We start from the raw sequence: 16,589 nt of genomic DNA on the forward strand, positions 1-16,589 counted from the left end.
TTTCTGTATTTTATTCACGAAATATTTATCGAATATGGGACAAACAGCACAGATTCAGAGCTGTTTGTCCCGAATAAACGTTGATATCAGCTACTCGGACTCGCGAGCGTACACTTCTTCGAGAATCTCTTTGCCGCCGGCTTCAAGAACCTGACCGGCGAGAATCATACCGATGTCCCATGCGTTGTCCACGTGGCCCTCGGCCATCTTGCGGATGGGACGGGAGCCGTCCACGTCGGCAACGAAACCGGTGAGACGAATCTGGTCGCCTTCAATCTCGGACCAGGCAGCGATGGGCACCTGACAACCGCCGTCCAGACCGGTGAGGAAGCCGCGCTCGGCGAGCACCTGGTACTTGGTGGGCTGGTGGTTCAGGAACTGGAGCATCTCCACAACTTCGGTGTTGTTCACGTTGTACTCGATGCCGAGTGCACCCTGTGCGACTGCGGGCAGAAAATTCGGGGGACCGAGCACTTCCATCTTGGGAGTGGTCATGCCCAGACGGTTCAGACCGGCAGTGGCGAGGATGATGGCGTCGTACTCGCCATCCATGAGCTTGCGCACGCGGGTGTCGAGGTTGCCGCGCAGCCAGGTGATCTTGAGATCAGGACGCAGAGCGGCAAGCTGGGACTGACGTCGCAGGCTGGAAGTACCGACGAGGGCGCCTTCGGGCAGACCGTCGAGACCGTCATACTTGACGGACAGCAGGGTGTCAGTGGGTTCCTCGCGCTCGGGGATGATGCCGACTTCAAGGCCTTCGGGCAGTACAGTGGGCACGTCCTTCATGGAGTGGACAGCGAGGTGGGCGCGGCCATCGAGGAGTGCTTCTTCGATCTCTTTCACAAAGAGGCCCTTGCCGCCGACCTTGGCCAGGGGCACGTCCAGAATCTTGTCGCCCTTGGTCTTGATCTTGAGCAGTTCGACCTCCAGGCCGGAATGCTCGGCCTCAAGGCAGTCCTTGATGTGATTGGCCTGCCAGAGGGCCAGGGCGCTGCCACGGGTAGCGATGACGAGTTTCTTCATGGTTTACCTTATAAATATTTGCTGCGGGGTGAAAAACGGGCCTGCCTAGCTGCCGCAACTGGAGCAATCGCCACCGGAACAACCGGCACAACCGCTGGATGCGGCCGGGGCCGGGGCTGCGGCTTCACCGCCCATGTCGGGCGCGCCACCGCCGATGCGGGAACGCACGGCGCTCATGAGTTTACCGGTGTCTTCCGAGCCACATTTGGGGCACGGGGGGCATTCGTCGCGGTCGAAAACGAGCTCTTCGAATTCTTCTCCGCATGCTTTGCAGTTATATTCAAATATCGGCATGGTCTGCTCCGATGGGTTGTTGTTCGCCCTGCCGGTTTTAGCCCGGCAGACGGTCTCAATAGCGGAAAACCTGTACGGTGGCAACGCTCGGACGGGGTTTCCGCCAGAGGCGCTGGCCATAACTAATGCTTCGTCACCAAAAGTCCATAGTGGTTTTATAAAAGACCAATAGAAAGAGAGACGATAATGTTGTACTGCATTAATCCAGCGGTCAAGCACAGTCGGCCCGCATCAAGATGCTGTCCGACATATTTTTTTGAGGGGGAGGAGGAGTGCGCTTCTCCGAATAATCTTATGGAAGATGCGCGAATTAGAGGGGCGGATACCCGTGTGACGAAAAGTAGAGGATGCACCGGACTCGACAATCCAGACGAGCCGTTGAAGTGCGTCTTCTCCACTGTGTCCGAGATCAAGGTCGGGACCGGTACCACAGCCAAAAAGCAGAAGAGCTGCCTGCTCTGGTATGTGAAGCAGCAGGACCTCGACGCTTTTGGCGTGCGCAAGATCAATCCGCAGTTCGTCCCGGTGGGCGATGAGGAAATCATCGACCGCGAAACCCTCCTGGCCGACTACACACCTGAAGTGGAAATCCACAACACGCAGGTGGAACCCGCCATGCAGGGACTCAGCAAGGCGCTGGCCACGGGCGACAAGCACCGCGAAAAAGGCGAATCCCTTTCCGCCGAGATGGAATACAACAAAGCGCTGGAAGTGGATGTGTCCAACGTCCGCGCCATCTTCGGCCTCGGGCTGGTGTATCTCGACAGAAACGACCGGGAAAAGAGCCGCGCCGTCCTCAAACAGCTCGTGGGCATGAAGGCCGCCTTTGACGTCAAGCACAAGCACCTGTTCAACGAATTCGGCATCAACCTGCGCAAGAACCAACTCTACGAAGAATCCATCCAGTACTACACCCGTGCCGTGGAACTGACCAAGGACGACGAGAACCTCTTCTACAATCTGGCCCGGGTCTTCTACGAAAAAGCAGATTGGGAGAATTGTCTGGAATTCCTCTCACGGACACTGACCATGGAGCCCTCACACGAGTATGCTCTGGCCATGTGCCGTTTTGTGGTGGCCCTGTCGGAAAGCGACAAGCTGCTGCAAAAGCATGGCAAGCCGCCAGTGCCCAAGGAACTCGCGGCAAAGGCCGCATGTCACATTTCAATGGACAACAACGAATCATTCGAGGCCGCAACCGTATCGGGCAAAAACGACTTCGGCATGGAAGAACTGGGGGTGGAGTTGCCGGTTCAAGGCTCGCCCATGGGTGAAACACCCGAGGAAGGATAGCGACCAGATGAACAAGCGACTTGAGATAACCCTCTTCGGCACCATGTACGTCATAGGCGCGATATATTTACCCCGGCAGATCATCAAGACCGGCGTGAGCGCCTTCGGACAAAGACGGTGGCACTCGCTGGTGGGTGACATTGCTTTGGGCGAAGCGGATTCCAAAACGATCCGGGAAGCAAGCGGCGTGGTGGGCCACCCGCTGAAGCCGGGCTACAAGACAAAAGGTATCAGCCTGCAGGCCGACGGATTCGGCATCGAAGTTTTTCTGGGCGGCGAGTTCTCTCCCGTCGAAGTGGTGGAAGCGGAAAACAGAACGGTCAAGCCCAAGGAGTTGATGCCCAAAGGCGAACCGGGGGACATCCTCGGCGTATATTGGGCCCAGTGCAACAACGCGATGTTCTTTCGCTGGGATGACGTGGAGCATCTGGTACAGGAAGATGTGACACTGGTATACGACAGTCTGGCCCTACTCATGGGGCGCAAGCGTTCCTTCGACCTGGTCATGGACGTCACATGGCAGGGGAACGCAGGACGATGGAAGGAGAACGGAAAACCCCCGATACTCCATTCGAGGAAGCACGTACTGCACAAAGTAACATGACGGCGGATGCCATTATGACCGAAGAGCGGCGCAAGCTCGATCTGGGCGACGAGCCCGAAGAGACCACTCCGCAAGTGTCAGGATACGATTTCCTGTGCGGGTCTGGAGAACTGCGCTGCGCCTTTTCCACTTCCAGAACCATCAAAATGGGCATGGGTGCCAACGCTCGCAAGCATGAAAGCGTCATTTACTGGTATGTCGAACAGACAGAAAATGGCGAATATGAGGGGCGTAAGCTCAACAAGCGCAATGTCCCCGAAGGCGACGCCGAAACTCTCCTCCTGCACACGCTGGTAAACGATTTTACTCCGCAACTGACCTATTATGAAGAAGTGGTGCTTCCGGCCATGGAGGCCCTTGAAGACATCCTTGATAAGGCCGACGAGCACCGTGAGGACGGACGACACTACAGCGCAGAGATGGAATACGACCGCGCCCTTGCCATTGAGGAGCGCAATGTACGCGCCCTGTTCGGCCTGGGCCTGATCTTCGCTGCCCGCAACGAACACCAGCGCACCCGGGAGCTTCTGGCCCAGCTGGTCAAGGTCAAGGCGGCCTTTGACGGCAAGAACCAGCACCTGTTCAATGAGTTTGGTATCGCCCTGCGCAAATCCCGGCTGTTTGTCGAGGCGGTGGTCTATTATCGCCGCGCCCTCGATTTCGTCACCACCGATGAAAACCTGTATTACAATCTGGCCCGCGCCCACTATGAGGAAGGCAACTGGAGTGATTGTCTGGACGCCCTCATCATGTCTCACCGCCTCAATCCACGTCTGGAAGTGGCACACGACCTGTTTGAGGTCATCGTGGGGCTGGCCGAAGACGAAGAACGGCTCAACCAGTATGGCAAACCCCCTGTACCGCCCAATGTCGCAGCGCGCGCCCGGCAGATTCTGGCGGTGGAAACCGGACGTCTACCCTTGGACGAAAATCCGATCCTGCATGGAGGAGTCAGCGACGTGGCACAGGGACGCGCCCGTTCCGGCGCCCAGCTCATGGACGAGTTCGGTTTCGAAATGGATATTGACGGTTTTGACGACGACTGATTAGCTACAGACAAACAATAGAGTATCAATGACTGAACAACGATTCATGGACCTGGACCTCGACGACGATTTCGGTGACGACGTTCGCCGACACGGCTCAGTCCGCTGCGCCTTTTCATCGTCCGAATCCACTAAAGTGGGCACCGGCACCACCACACGCAAGCATGTCAGCAAGATATACTGGTACGTGGAGGAAGCCGAGCCACGCGCTTTTCACGCGCGTCAGATCAATGCCAACTATGTTCCTTCCGGCGACGGCAAGACGACTACTGTCAAAGAGCTCATGAACAAATACGTCCCTGAAATCGAATTCTTTGAAGAAAAAGTCATCCCGGCCATGGAGCAACTGGAAGACCATCTGGACGAGGGCGAACATCAACGGGAAGAGGGCAAACTCTACAGCGCGGAAGGATGCTTCAACAAGGCGCTGGCCATGGATGAGATGAATGTCCGTGCCCTGTTCAACCTCGGCATGATCTACATGGAGCTTGAGGACATGGGAAAGGCCCGGGACATGATGGGCAACCTGCTCCACGTCAAGTCCGCCTTTGACGGCAAGAACCAGCACCTGTTCAATGAATTCGGCATATCCTTGCGCAAGTCAGGGCTCTTCGATGAGGCCGTGGCCTACTATACGCAAGCCCTTGACTATACGACAGACGACGAGAACCTCTTCTACAACCTCGCCCGCGCCCACTACGAGCGTTCTGACTGGCAGGGCTGTACCGATGCTTTGGAGCAAATCTTCAAACTCAACCCGTCATTGGTGATCGCACAGGAGCTGGTGGAGATCGTCCACACCCTCAGCGGCGATTCCGGACTCTGTTCCCGAAAATCCAAGCGATGTATTCCATCTGACATCGCCCGGCGCATCAATACGTTGTACGCCACCCACGTCAATGCACCGCAGCTGCGTGGTGTCATCCAGATCCAACACAACAAGGGAAGCGCCCCACAAGTGGGACGTGCGCGCAGTGGAAAGTAGCCAGCTACATCTGGACGACACCCTGTCGTGGTAACCCGAGACAAAGCCCCAGCCGCGTGGCTTCAAAACGGCCATCAATGGACTCACCAGTGGTTAATAATTGTTTTCGACAACACGACCAAGCTATCAATCTAATTGAAAGGGCATAACGGCAGCCAACAGCGTGCATTCAACACAACGTAATTTATTATGACCAATCAACCATTTGACGATTCACAACTGAACGGTGTCTTTAGCGAAGGAATTCGCTGTGATGGAGCTGTGCAATGCGTCTTTTCAACATCCGAGACCATAAAAGTAGGCACAGGAACCACGACACGCAAACACGTGACCAAAATATACTGGTACATCGAAGAAATTGAACCGAGAGAATTCCAGGCGTATCAGATCAATGAAAGCCACGTTCCTTCCGGCGACGGCAAACTCCTCACGTTCACGGATCTCATGAGAGACTATGTGCCAGAGCTTGAGTTTTTCGAAGACAAGGTGCTTCCGGCCATGGATGAACTCAGTACCCATCTGAAAGAAGGGGAGACCTATCAGGCAGAAGGGAAACTCTACAGCGCACAAGACTGTTTCAACCGGGCACGGGCTATAGATGAACAGAATGTCCGCGCCCTGTTCAACCTCGGTTTGATCTACATGGAGCTTCACGATCTGGACAAGGCTCGCGACATGGTGCGGGAGTTGCTCAATATCAAATCCGCCTTTGATGGCAAAAACCAGCACCTGTTCAATGAATTCGGCATTGCCCTGCGCAAATGCGGCCTGCTTGATGAAGCCGTTTCCTACTATTCCCAGGCGCTCGAGTATACGACAGAAGATGAAAATCTTTTCTACAATCTGGCTCGGGTCCACTTTGAGCGTTCAGACTGGCATAAGTGTACAGATGCCCTCGACAATGTATTTCGTCTCAATCCCGATTTGAAAGTTGCTCGGCAAATGGTTCAGTACATCCATGCCTTGATCGACACTCCATCGATGTGTGAACGCAACTCCAAGCAATGTGTCCCACCAGATGTCGCACACCGCATTAACGATTTATACGTTGAGCAGACCCAGCCCAAACAACCAGCCACTCCCATTGTGTTTGATCTGGAAGAACAAGACAAACCTCAGTTTGGCCGTGCTCGCAGCGGCTGGAATCTTTCTGAGGATCTGGAAAAATAATCCACGATCCAAGCCTTGTGTTCCAGCCGTAGTGGAAGCCCTCTTCCGAAGACACATAAAACGGGCCCAACCTTGTCTCCAATGAGGGACAAAAAAAAATCAGAAATTTGAAATTATTTTCTGCAACGAGTGCGCAGTATTACCGTCGCGAGTAGCAGTTCATACTCTTCCCAACGCCGCAAGGCTGGGGAGAGTGGTGCAGCTGTGCATTTTCTCGGGTGCCGGCTGGCCGGAGGCGTAGCCTAGCTACGATGAGGACCAGACGGTGCACGAAAAATGTGCAGATGCGCCACTATCCACAGCCGCACAAAAAAAAGAAAAGGGCTGGTGCTTCCGCACCAGCCCACTCGATTAGGACCGCAACCCCAGCTAAAAGCCGGGTTAATCGAAAGTCCTTTCATCGACGAGCTTGGGAGCGTCTGCGGGAATGGTCCCGGGCTCTACCACCTCGACGACAGGCTTCAATTTCATAGAGGCTTGGAAATCGGCTGCAAAACCATTCTGGTCCACCTCTATTGCTGATTCCAATAACACGACCAACACGTCTCGTCCATCGGGATTCTTAACTTGGATCTGCCAATTGGCAACATCGGGATATTTCTGAAAGACAGCAGCGGCTTGGGACGGGTAAATGAACTGCCCTTTGACCTTGGCGGTGTCGTCGGCGCGCCCCTTCCAGCCCGTGAGTTTCCGGGCCGTACGACCGCAGCCGCACATGGACACGTCAATGGATGACAGGTCGCCAGTAGCCAGACGTACCAGCGGGTAATCAAGGAAAAACGGCGTAACCACCACCTCGCCTATCTCACCATCGGGCAAAGGCAAGCCTGTGGCCGGATCGCAAATCTCTACGTGACGATAGTTGGAAAGATGCATGCCGCCCAGCTCGGAGCATTCGTAGGCAATGCAGCCCACATCGGCTGTGCCGTAGCCCTGACGGACAGTAATACCGAACATCTCTTCCACATCCTGACGGAGGGATTCCGGCAGCGGTTCGGCAGCCACGTAGGCCTTCTCCAGTTTGAAATCATTTTCCAGATCATAGCCCATGGCGATGGCCTTCTCGCCGATCACCTTGAGATAGCTGGTCATGCCCACAAAGGCGGTAACAGGCAGCTGGGTCAGAAATTCGATCTGCTTCTCGGTGTTGCCCGGACCAGCAGGGATGACCGCACAACCGATGTCACGCAGCGGTTCCTCCAGCATCAGGCCAGCCGGAGTCATGTGATAGGAAAAAGTCATCTGCGCCAGATCGCCGGGACGGAATCCCGCAGCGAAAAACCCCTCGGACCATGCCCAGTAATCGCTCTCCACACCTTCCGGGTCATAGATGGGGCCGGGAGACTGATAGATGCGCCCCAGCTTCCCGGGTTCGCAGTTCAGGAACCAGCCGAGGCCGTGCTCGGCCTGCCACTTGATGATGTTTTTCTTGCGCAGCGGTGGGATCTTTACGAAGTCGTCCCAGTCTTTGATATCTTTGACGCATGCACCCAGATCGCGCAGACGCGACTGAAATTCGCCGGACGATTTTTCGGCTTCCCAAAGGACCTCACGAACGCCCTTCCATTTCCGCTTCATCCGCTTTTCGCGCGGCTCTGTCTCGTATTCGGTGTAATACATACATGCCTCCCCGGCCCTTACCGTGTGATTCCCGGCTCCACCGCAACTGCAATCTAACTACTCGATAACCAAACTTCCATCCGGATGAAATTTCCAAAAATCCGCATAGGCCACTTCCCAATGATATCCATCAAGGTCTGTGAAGTAGCCGCTGTATCCACCCCAAAATGTATCGGCCGCCTGTTTGACGATCTTTCCCCCGGCCTTTTCCGCCATAAGGAGTATCTGATCGACCTCTTCCTTGGTCCTGGTATTATGGGCGAGCGTAATACCGGAAAAAGGCTTTGCACTTGGCTCCAGATCCTCTGAGATGTCTTCCGCCAGCTTATCCAGAGGATATAGAGCGAGACACGTCCCACCTGTCTGAAACATGACTATGCCGGATTCCGGTTCCTGCTGAGTAGGAAAACCCAAACCATGTTTATAAAATTCATAGGAACGATCGAAGTCTCTTACGCCTAGTGTAATAATGCTAATTCGTGCTTCCATTATCCCAACCAACGTTTTCTTCGACGATAGTGTTTCACATCACGATAGCTTCTTTTATCACCGCCATGGCCCATTCCCAAATAAAATTCCTGCACGTCCGGATTATTGAGCAGATCATCGGCGGTGCCTTCCATCACAACGCGGCCGTTCTCCATGATGTAGGCGTTCTTGGCCACGGACAGTGCGGCGCGTGCGTTCTGCTCCACCAGCAGGACGGTGACGCCCTCCACCTGATTGAACTTCTTGATGATGTCGAAAATTTCTTCCACCAGCAGCGGCGCGAGGCCGAGGGATGGTTCATCAAGCAACAGCAGTTCCGGCTTGGCCATGATGGCACGGCCGATGGCGCACATTTGCTGTTCGCCGCCGGACATGTACCCGGCCAACTGGGTGCGGCGTTCACGGAGGCGTGGAAAATACTCGTACACCTTTTCCATGGAGTCCTTGATCTCCGAACGCGGTCTGGTGAAGGCACCGCATTTCAGATTCTCTTCCACTGTCAGGTCTTCGAAGATACGCCTGCCTTCCATGACCTGAAAGATGCCCTTGCGCACGATCTTCTCCGGGATGATGCCCTGGATCGGTTGGTCCTGATAGATGATGGAGCCGTCCGTAACCTCGCCGTCCTCTGTCTCCAATAGACCGGAAATGGCCTTCAGGGTCGTGGATTTGCCTGCGCCGTTGGCACCCAGCAAAGCCGTGATCTCCCCTTTCGGGCAGGCCAGTGAAAGTCCTTTCAAGACAAGGACAACATCGTTGTAGACAACTTCCAGGTTCTCGACCTTCAATACATCGTTCAAGGGATGCCTCCGGCGGCTCAAGAACCTTTTGGAAAAGGTTCTTGAGAATCTCCAAAACTTTTTATCGCGGCGCTGGCAATATCTACCAACGCCTTCAATCCATATGCGCCGATTGAACCTCGTAAGGAAAAGCAACGCAACTCGTGCTGCTACCTGTCCCCTACGGCGCTATCCGACGCTATTTCCCCTTCACTTTACCTTGCGGCGTAGACCCAAAAGTTTAGGAGGGGGGGATGGGGGAAACCTCTTTCAAGAGGTTTCCCCCAGTCTTCATTCTTTCTAGTGACCGAGCCAGTCGGCGCGGCGTTCGAGGATCTCTTCCTTGACGAAGGTGAGTTCGCCATTCTTCACGGTGTAGATGAATACAGCCATGTTCGGACGGTGATCATCCGGGAAGTAAGAGATAAGCGGTGCGAGGCCCATGGGATCGAAATCACGCATGGTCTCGAGGGAGTTCTTGATCGCCTCGCCGGTCATCGGACCGTTGGCGGCAGCGCGCTTCATGCCCTCAGCCATAACGAGGACGGAAACGAAACCGCGCACATAGTGGGTCATCTGGTGCTCGCCGTTGGTGAGCTTTTCAATGACCTTCATGCCGGGCACGTTCTGACCGTAAACCGCGGCAGCCTGGTTGGAGTAGGCGCCGTTGGCGTCGTCGCCGGCCAACTTGAACAGGTTCTCGTCAGAGCCCCAGATGTTGGTGAAGAACACGGTGTCCATGCCGATGTTCTTGGCAGACTTCAGGATAACGGAAGTGGACGGAGTGGTACCGCCGATCCAACAGAAGTCGGGAGCGGCTTCCTTGAGAGGCAGCAGCTCGGTGGTGGCGTCGATGGCCTTGAGGGAGACGTTGGCGTCGCCCACGATTTCATAGCCGAGTTCTTCGGCGTAGGCCTTACCACCCTTGATGGGACCGATGCCGTAAGGATGGTCCGGGTAGATGAACGCCAGCTTGGGGGCGCGGGCTTCCTTCCAGTTATCACGGAAGTACTTGAGGGCCGCACGCAGCTGGGTGGTGTAGTCAGCTGCAATGAAGAAGTTGTAGGGAGCCTTCTTCGGATCGGTCAGGTGAGCCGAATAGGAAGCAGAAAAATTGGGCACCTTGTCCTTGGACAGGTTGCGGATCAGAGCTTCGGTGACTGCGGAACCGTAACCCTGAATGCAGACGACCTTGTCGGTGTTGACCATCTTCTTGTAGAGAGAGAGGCCCTGCTGCACGTTGTAGGCGGTATCCTGCAGATCGAATTCGATCATGCGGCCATCGATGCCGCCGTTCTCGTTGATGTACTTTACCGCGTCTTTCAGACCGGCAGAGTACGGCACGCCCACCGAGGAAGTGGGACCGGACAAGTCAGTCAGGCCGCCCACCTTGATGGGGGAAGTGTCTTTTGCGTTTTCGGTTGCTGCCGGTTTCTTTTCCTCGCCTCCACAGCCCATGAGCACCATACCGGCCAAGATGACGGTGCATACTGCGGTTATGATCTTACCTACCCTCATGTTGTCTCCTAAGGGATATAAGGTTTGCACGCCTCCTCACAAAGAAGCGTTGGTTCCATTGTAGAATGGGGCGCAAGCTGCGCCGCCGCATCCATTCGTGGATGAACGGACGATATTAATGGGCGAACGGATAGAGCTTCCAGTACGCCTTGATCAGACGCCAACGGTGCGCCAGTCCTTCGGGCTCGAAGATCAGGAACAGGATGAGCACCAGCCCGAACACGCCCTCGCGGAGCGCCACGATGGACTGGGCAATATCCGGGAAGTACCCGCCCACGCTGTTGGCCAACACATTGAGTACCTCGGGCAGCAGCACGATGAAGACCGCGCCGAACACCGAACCGAGGACAGTTCCCAACCCGCCGATGATGATCATGGCGAGATAGGAGATGGACAGCCCAATATTGAACTGCTCGGCCGAGATATACCCGGTGTAATGCCCCCACAGACCGCCTGCCACACCCGCCAGGAACGAGCTGAGACCAAAGGCCGCCAGCTTGTAGCGGAAGAGGTTCACGCCCACGATCTCTGCCGACAGGTAGAAGTCGCGGATAGACACAAAGGCGCGCCCGTACTTGGTACGCATGATGTTGGATACCATGAGCAGGGACGCGGCGGCAAAGAAGAAGAGCAGATAGTACATCCGCGCATCCGTATCGAAAGAAAAGCCGAGAATGGTCGGCGGATCAAGCAACAGGCCATTGGAGCCACCGGTCAGCACGCCGCCGTGTAAAAACACGTATTCCAGCACGAGCTGGGCGGCCAGCGTGGCGATGGCGAGATAGATGCCCTTCAGACGAAGGGACGGCACGCCGAAGACCATGCCCACCATGGCCGTGATCAGGCCCGCCACCAATATGGCGAGGGGGAACGGCACGCCGTGCAGGGTGCACTGACCGGCCGCGTATGCGCCCACGCCGATGAACGCGCCGTGACCGAGTGAAATCTGGCCGCACACGCCGGTGAGCAGGTTGAGCGACACCGCGCCGATGACCGCGATAAAGATGAGGTTCATGATGGAGGTCAGGTGCACATTGAGCACAGCCGGAGCCGCCAGGAGCACGAGGATGAACAGGCCCACCATCAGCTTCTGGAAGCCGGACTGGAAGATCTGCGCCTCGCCCCGGTAGGACGTGAAAAAGAGACCGCATTTACCCTGCATGATTAAACCCTCTCAATCTCTTTGGTGCCGAAGAGGCCGTATGGTTTGATCATCAGGATGATGACGAGGATGATGAAGGCCGCCACCTCGCGGAAGCCGCCCAGACCGAGGAACTGACGGGCTGCGCCGTCGCACACGTTCTCCAACACACCGATGATCAGGCCGCCGAGGGCTGCGCCAAGCAGCGAATCAAGACCGCCGAGGATAACCGCGGGGAAGACCTTGAGGCCGAGGTGACCGATGTGTGAGTTGATGCCGTTGATGTTGCCGAGGATGATGCCGCCCACCGCAGACACGATGCAGGCGATGCACCAGCTCATGGCAAAGATGTTCTTGATGCCGATACCCATGGACTGTGCTGCCTGCTGGTCGAACGCGGTGGCGCGCATGGCGATACCGGTACGCGAGTATTTGAAGAAGGCAGAGAAGACGGCGAACAGGATCACCGAGAGCGCAAAGGCCGCAATATAGACCGGAGCGATGGGCAACCCGGCGATAACAATGGGTTCCGTGGGCAGCACTGACGGGTAGACCCGAATCTGGGTGCCCCAGAAAAGTTGAACCAAAGATTTAAGAACCGAGCTCATACCCACTGTCACCATGATGACGGAGATGTGCTCCTCACCGATGAGTGGTCGCAGGACCATCCGCTCGATGGCTAGACCAAGCAGAATGGAAAACCCGAGGGTAATGAAGAAGGCCCAGACGAACGGGATGTTGTACTGCACGGTCAGGGCGAAGCAGATGTAGGCGCCCACCATGACCAGCTCGCCCTGGGCGAAGTTCACGACCTTGGTGGCCTTGTAAATAATGACGAACCCGAGAGCCACGAGGGAGTAGATGCCGCCGACAACCAGTCCGTTAACGATAAGTTGCAGATAATATTCCACGGTTAGGCCTCCATGTCCTCGATGCGGATATCGCCGCACATCTCACGCACCCTGCCGTCCTGGTAGGTGATCTCGGTTTGCAGATTCAGGGTACATTCGTCGGTGTACAGCGCCTCGATCAGGCTGCCGTAGCGTTCATTGATTATCTTGCGCCGCACCTTGCGGGTACGGGTCAGCTCGCCGTCATCCGCATCCAACTCCTTGTAGAGCAGGCAGAAACGCTTGATGCGCGTCTCCTCGGGCAGCGTCTCGTTGGTCTTGGCGATCTCGGACTTGATGAGCGCGTAGACTTCATCCTTGGCCGCCAGATCCTGATAGGTGGTGTAGGTGATCATCTGGGTCTCGGCCCAGTGCCCCACGATGGCCATGTCAATGCAGAGGATGGCGGTGACGAAGTCACGCCCGCCGCCGAGCACCACGGATTCGCGCAGGAACGGAGAGAATTTGACCTTGTTCTCCAAAAACTGCGGCGAGAACTGGGTGCCGTCATTGAGATGCATGACGTCCTTCAGACGGTCGATGACCACGAGGCGGCCATTGTCGTCGAAGTAACCGGCATCACCGGAGAGCAGCCAACCGTCCTCGTCCACGGTCTCCTTGGTGGCTTCCTCATTCTTGTAGTAGCCGAGGAATACCGCCGGGGAGCGGGAGATGATCTCGCCATCTTCCGTAATCTTGACCTCGGTCTCGGGAATGGGCGCGCCCACAGAGGTGAAGTCCACTTCGCCCTCTTTGTGGATGCAGGAGATACCCGCGATCTCGGTCTGGCCGTAAATCTGTTTCAGGTTCACGCCCAGCGCGTGGAAGAAGCGGAAGATGTCCGGCCCCAGCGCCGCACCACCGGTGGTGGCGGAACGCATCCGCGAGAAGCCGAGGCGATCACGCAGAGCGCGGAACAGGCACATGTCCGCGATCTTGTACTTGAGCTTGAGCATGGCTGACGGCTCTTTGCCCGCGAACAGGGTGTCCACGTACTCATGGCCGATGGGCAGGAAATAATTGTACATGGCCGCCTTGAACTTGGTGGTCTCCATGATGTCGCCCTGCACCTTGGCAGCCATGGATTCGTACACACGGGGAGGGGAGAACAGGAAGTGCGGTCCGATCTCGCGGGAGTCGCTCGATGCGGTATCGGGAGTTTCCGGAAAGTTAACGCAAAACCCGAACAGCAGGGCCGATGCCACGGCCATCATCTGCTCGCCGATCCATGCCAGCGGCAGGAACGAAACAAACTCGTCCTTGGAGGTCTTGGGGTCAAACTGCCCAAGGTTGTGCGCCATGGAGAGCAGGTTGATGTGGGAGAGCATGGCCAGCTTGGGCCGCCCGGTGGTGCCGGAGGTGGTGGTGATCAACGTGGGATCTTCCGGTTTCAACTCGCGGGCCCAGCGGGTGTAGTCGGCCACGGCTTCGGAGTGTCCTTCGCGACCGATGCGGCGCACGGCCTCGAAATCCATCAGGCCGGGGACATCCTTTTCGTAGGCCACGAGGCCCTTGGCGTCGTGGTAGATGATGTACTGAAGATTGGGCAGATTATCGCGGAAGGAGAGGATCTTATCCACCTGCTCCTGGTCCTCGGCGATAACGAGTTTGCATTCGGACAGATCGAAGATGTACTCGATCTCTTCTGCGGGAGAGTCCTGATACAGTCCGAGCGCCATACCGCCCAGTCCCTGAATGGCGAGCTCCGCCCAAATCCATTCGGGCCGGTTGTCACCGATGAGGATGACGATGTCGCCTTTGCCAAGGCCGAGCTCCTTCAGGCCACAGGCGAACTCCGCGGTGATCCTGAGGTTCTGGCGCCAGGTGACGGCCTGCCACACGCCCCACTCTTTTTCGCGGAGCGCGGTTTTTTCCGGTCGTTCTTCTGCCTGTTTTATGAGCAGTCGAGGCAGTGTCGTTTTGTACGGCTTTGCCATGAGATGTCCTTTGAAAAATCAGATAAGGTTGCCGCGTTGTGGCGATGTCATGAGACTTCGCCTCCGCGGCCAAAGGGATGAGCCCTTTGGATTCCCGATTAGCTGGCTGTTGCCAGCCTACCTACCCGTAAAGGCTGCGTCTTCGGTGCCTAGATAGGCAGCAATGACGTCCTTGTTGGCCTGCACTTCTTCCGGGGTGCCCTCGGCGATCTTCTGCCCAAAGTCGATGACGACGACCTTGTCAGAGATATCCATGACAACACCCATGTCATGCTCGACCAATAGGACGGTAACGCCCCATTCTTCTGCGATGTCGAGTATATAGCGTGCCATGTCCTCGGTTTCTTCGAGGTTCATGCCCGCCATGGGCTCATCAAGGAGGATCAGCTTGGGTTCCGCGGCTAGTGCGCGTCCGAGTTCAACCCTTTTCTGCACCCCGTAGGGTAGACGCCCTGCGTGCTGGTGCCGATAAGGCGATAGGTTCAGGAAATCGATGACATCTTCCACCCGGCGACGGTGGGCGTCCTCATGTTTGACAGCTTTGCCCCAGTACATGATGGACGACAGAATGCCGTAATTCATCTGACTGTGGCGGCCAACCATGAGGTTGTCTAGAACGGAGAGGCCCTTGAATAGGGCGATGTTTTGGAAGGTGCGCGACAGCCCCAGCTCCGTGCGTTTGTGCGCGGGCAGAGACAGAAGGCATTCGCCGTCCAGGGAAATTTTACATGGGCCGGAAGCGCCCCCATCCGGGGTATAGCGACCGCTGATACAGTTGAGCATGGAGGTTTTACCAGCACCGTTGGGGCCAATGAGGGATGCAATAGTCCCTTGCTCCACGGTAAAGGAAACGCCCATAAGGGCAGCAATGCCCTTGAACGTGAGGGTCACGTCGTTGACGTCGAGGTAAGCCATAATCCTGCAATTATGGTTTCGAGCGCACGCTCCTGCGCGACAAAATCACGGCCGGTCGGTGAATCCCATAACACCGCCCCCGGTCCTGTGATGGTCGGGTGTTCGTGTGGCTCTTAGGCCCACTCCCCGGAGAAATCCTCGGGAGAGACCAACTTGTAGCCCCGGTCCTTGAGTGCTGCGGCAACAGGAGACGGGTCTTCGGTATCAATTCGGACGACCACTACACGGCGTCCGTTATAAAAGAATGTGCCAGTAGAGATGATGGACATCTTCATATTGGCAATAACGCCTGCGACTTCGTAAAGGACGCCGGAGCGATCATCCACTTCGATGGTGATTCTGCTGCCGCCCTCACGGTATCCCATCTCTTCGGACAGGACGTCGAGCATGACGCTTCGGTTAATGTACCCGATCAACTCACCGTCCGTATCGACCACGGCCAGTCCGGCCAGGTTCATCTCGTACATCATGTCGGCCGCGCCCTCGATTTCTGTCTCGGGGGTCACAGTCTTGATGTCGGTACGGTAGATTTTTTCCACGGTGAGCTTGCTCATCAGGTAGTTGAGCTCGTGTTTCTCCAGGGAGGTCATGATGCTGGGGAGCGCGGCGGAGATGTCTTCCTTGCGCACGTAGCCGACCAGCTTGCCCTCGTCGTCAACCACGAGGAGCATCCAGAGTTTGCTGTCTTCCAGCTGTTTCTGAGCGTCCTTGACCAGGGTCTGTGGGGTGACCTTGACGAAATCGCGAAGCATTTTGAGACCGACGTACATTGACTATTCCTCCTTGGAGTGCGGCAGATCCGCCTAATTGCAGGACAATTGTTTTGTATCCGGGCAACATACACGCTTTACAACAAACGCGCAATCAGGCCCGGCCCGCAGGGGT

General features: G+C 56.2%; 16 protein-coding genes. 5 read left to right on the forward strand and 11 right to left on the reverse strand.

The window, feature by feature from the left end; genetic code table 11:
• Positions 1-90: 90 nt before the first annotated feature.
• Both hemC and HFN16_RS03225 read right to left on the reverse strand, forming a co-directional pair.
• Positions 91-1,023, reverse strand: a complete 933-nt coding sequence (hemC, locus tag HFN16_RS03220) for a hydroxymethylbilane synthase (RefSeq protein ID WP_168889325.1) — start codon at positions 1,021-1,023, stop codon at positions 91-93.
• Positions 1,024-1,068: 45 nt separating this feature from the next.
• A complete protein-coding gene (locus HFN16_RS03225) occupies positions 1,069-1,317 on the reverse strand; it encodes a zinc ribbon domain-containing protein (protein WP_168889326.1) in 249 nt (82 codons plus the stop codon).
• 330 nt (positions 1,318-1,647) lie between these two features.
• Between HFN16_RS03225 and HFN16_RS03230 the strand changes: the two genes are divergently transcribed.
• From HFN16_RS03230 to HFN16_RS03250, 5 genes are all read left to right on the forward strand, one after another.
• On the forward strand, positions 1,648-2,610 hold the full coding sequence (locus tag HFN16_RS03230; protein WP_210772229.1) for a tetratricopeptide repeat protein: 963 nt from the start codon (positions 1,648-1,650) through the stop codon (positions 2,608-2,610).
• Positions 2,611-2,617: 7 nt separating this feature from the next.
• Positions 2,618-3,214: a hypothetical protein gene (locus HFN16_RS03235; protein ID WP_168889327.1), complete on the forward strand. Its 597-nt coding sequence runs from the start codon at positions 2,618-2,620 to the stop codon at positions 3,212-3,214.
• 14 nt (positions 3,215-3,228) lie between these two features.
• Positions 3,229-4,260 carry a tetratricopeptide repeat protein gene (locus tag HFN16_RS03240; protein WP_168889328.1) on the forward strand — a complete coding sequence of 344 codons (1,032 nt, stop codon included), beginning with the start codon at positions 3,229-3,231 and terminating at the stop codon, positions 4,258-4,260.
• 28 nt (positions 4,261-4,288) lie between these two features.
• The gene (locus HFN16_RS03245) at positions 4,289-5,245 is read left to right on the forward strand and encodes a tetratricopeptide repeat protein (protein WP_168889329.1); all 957 of its coding nucleotides are present in this window, start codon (positions 4,289-4,291) and stop codon (positions 5,243-5,245) included.
• A 189-nt stretch (positions 5,246-5,434) separates the two neighbouring features.
• On the forward strand, positions 5,435-6,415 hold the full coding sequence (locus HFN16_RS03250) for a tetratricopeptide repeat protein (RefSeq protein ID WP_168889330.1): 981 nt from the start codon (positions 5,435-5,437) through the stop codon (positions 6,413-6,415).
• Between the two features lie 381 nt (positions 6,416-6,796).
• Here HFN16_RS03250 and HFN16_RS03255 read toward each other — a convergent pair whose 3' ends face one another.
• From HFN16_RS03255 to HFN16_RS03295, 9 genes are all read right to left on the reverse strand, one after another.
• On the reverse strand, positions 6,797-8,035 hold the full coding sequence (locus HFN16_RS03255; protein WP_168889331.1) for an AMP-binding protein: 1,239 nt from the start codon (positions 8,033-8,035) through the stop codon (positions 6,797-6,799).
• 57 nt (positions 8,036-8,092) lie between these two features.
• The gene (locus tag HFN16_RS03260) at positions 8,093-8,524 is read right to left on the reverse strand and encodes a VOC family protein (protein WP_168889332.1); all 432 of its coding nucleotides are present in this window, start codon (positions 8,522-8,524) and stop codon (positions 8,093-8,095) included.
• Positions 8,524-9,324 carry an ABC transporter ATP-binding protein gene (locus HFN16_RS03265; RefSeq protein WP_168889333.1) on the reverse strand — a complete coding sequence of 267 codons (801 nt, stop codon included), beginning with the start codon at positions 9,322-9,324 and terminating at the stop codon, positions 8,524-8,526. Before HFN16_RS03265 ends, HFN16_RS03260 begins: the two co-directional genes overlap by 1 nt.
• Before the next feature lie 279 nt (positions 9,325-9,603).
• Positions 9,604-10,821: an ABC transporter substrate-binding protein gene (locus HFN16_RS03270; RefSeq protein ID WP_168889334.1), complete on the reverse strand. Its 1,218-nt coding sequence runs from the start codon at positions 10,819-10,821 to the stop codon at positions 9,604-9,606.
• A 115-nt stretch (positions 10,822-10,936) separates the two neighbouring features.
• A complete protein-coding gene (locus tag HFN16_RS03275; protein WP_168889335.1) occupies positions 10,937-11,983 on the reverse strand; it encodes a branched-chain amino acid ABC transporter permease in 1,047 nt (348 codons plus the stop codon).
• Between the two features lie 2 nt (positions 11,984-11,985).
• Complete coding sequence (locus tag HFN16_RS03280; protein WP_168889336.1) at positions 11,986-12,873, reverse strand: branched-chain amino acid ABC transporter permease; 888 nt, start codon at positions 12,871-12,873, stop codon at positions 11,986-11,988.
• Between the two features lie 2 nt (positions 12,874-12,875).
• The gene (locus HFN16_RS03285; RefSeq protein WP_168889337.1) at positions 12,876-14,789 is read right to left on the reverse strand and encodes an AMP-binding protein; all 1,914 of its coding nucleotides are present in this window, start codon (positions 14,787-14,789) and stop codon (positions 12,876-12,878) included.
• Between the two features lie 117 nt (positions 14,790-14,906).
• The gene (locus HFN16_RS03290) at positions 14,907-15,704 is read right to left on the reverse strand and encodes an ABC transporter ATP-binding protein (RefSeq protein WP_168889338.1); all 798 of its coding nucleotides are present in this window, start codon (positions 15,702-15,704) and stop codon (positions 14,907-14,909) included.
• Between the two features lie 113 nt (positions 15,705-15,817).
• Positions 15,818-16,474, reverse strand: coding sequence for a CBS domain-containing protein (locus HFN16_RS03295; RefSeq protein ID WP_168889339.1), 657 nt, complete (start codon positions 16,472-16,474; stop codon positions 15,818-15,820).
• Positions 16,475-16,589: the final 115 nt, after the last annotated feature.

The organism is Pseudodesulfovibrio sp. zrk46 (assembly GCF_012516435.1).
GTDB lineage: Bacteria > Desulfobacterota > Desulfovibrionia > Desulfovibrionales > Desulfovibrionaceae > Pseudodesulfovibrio.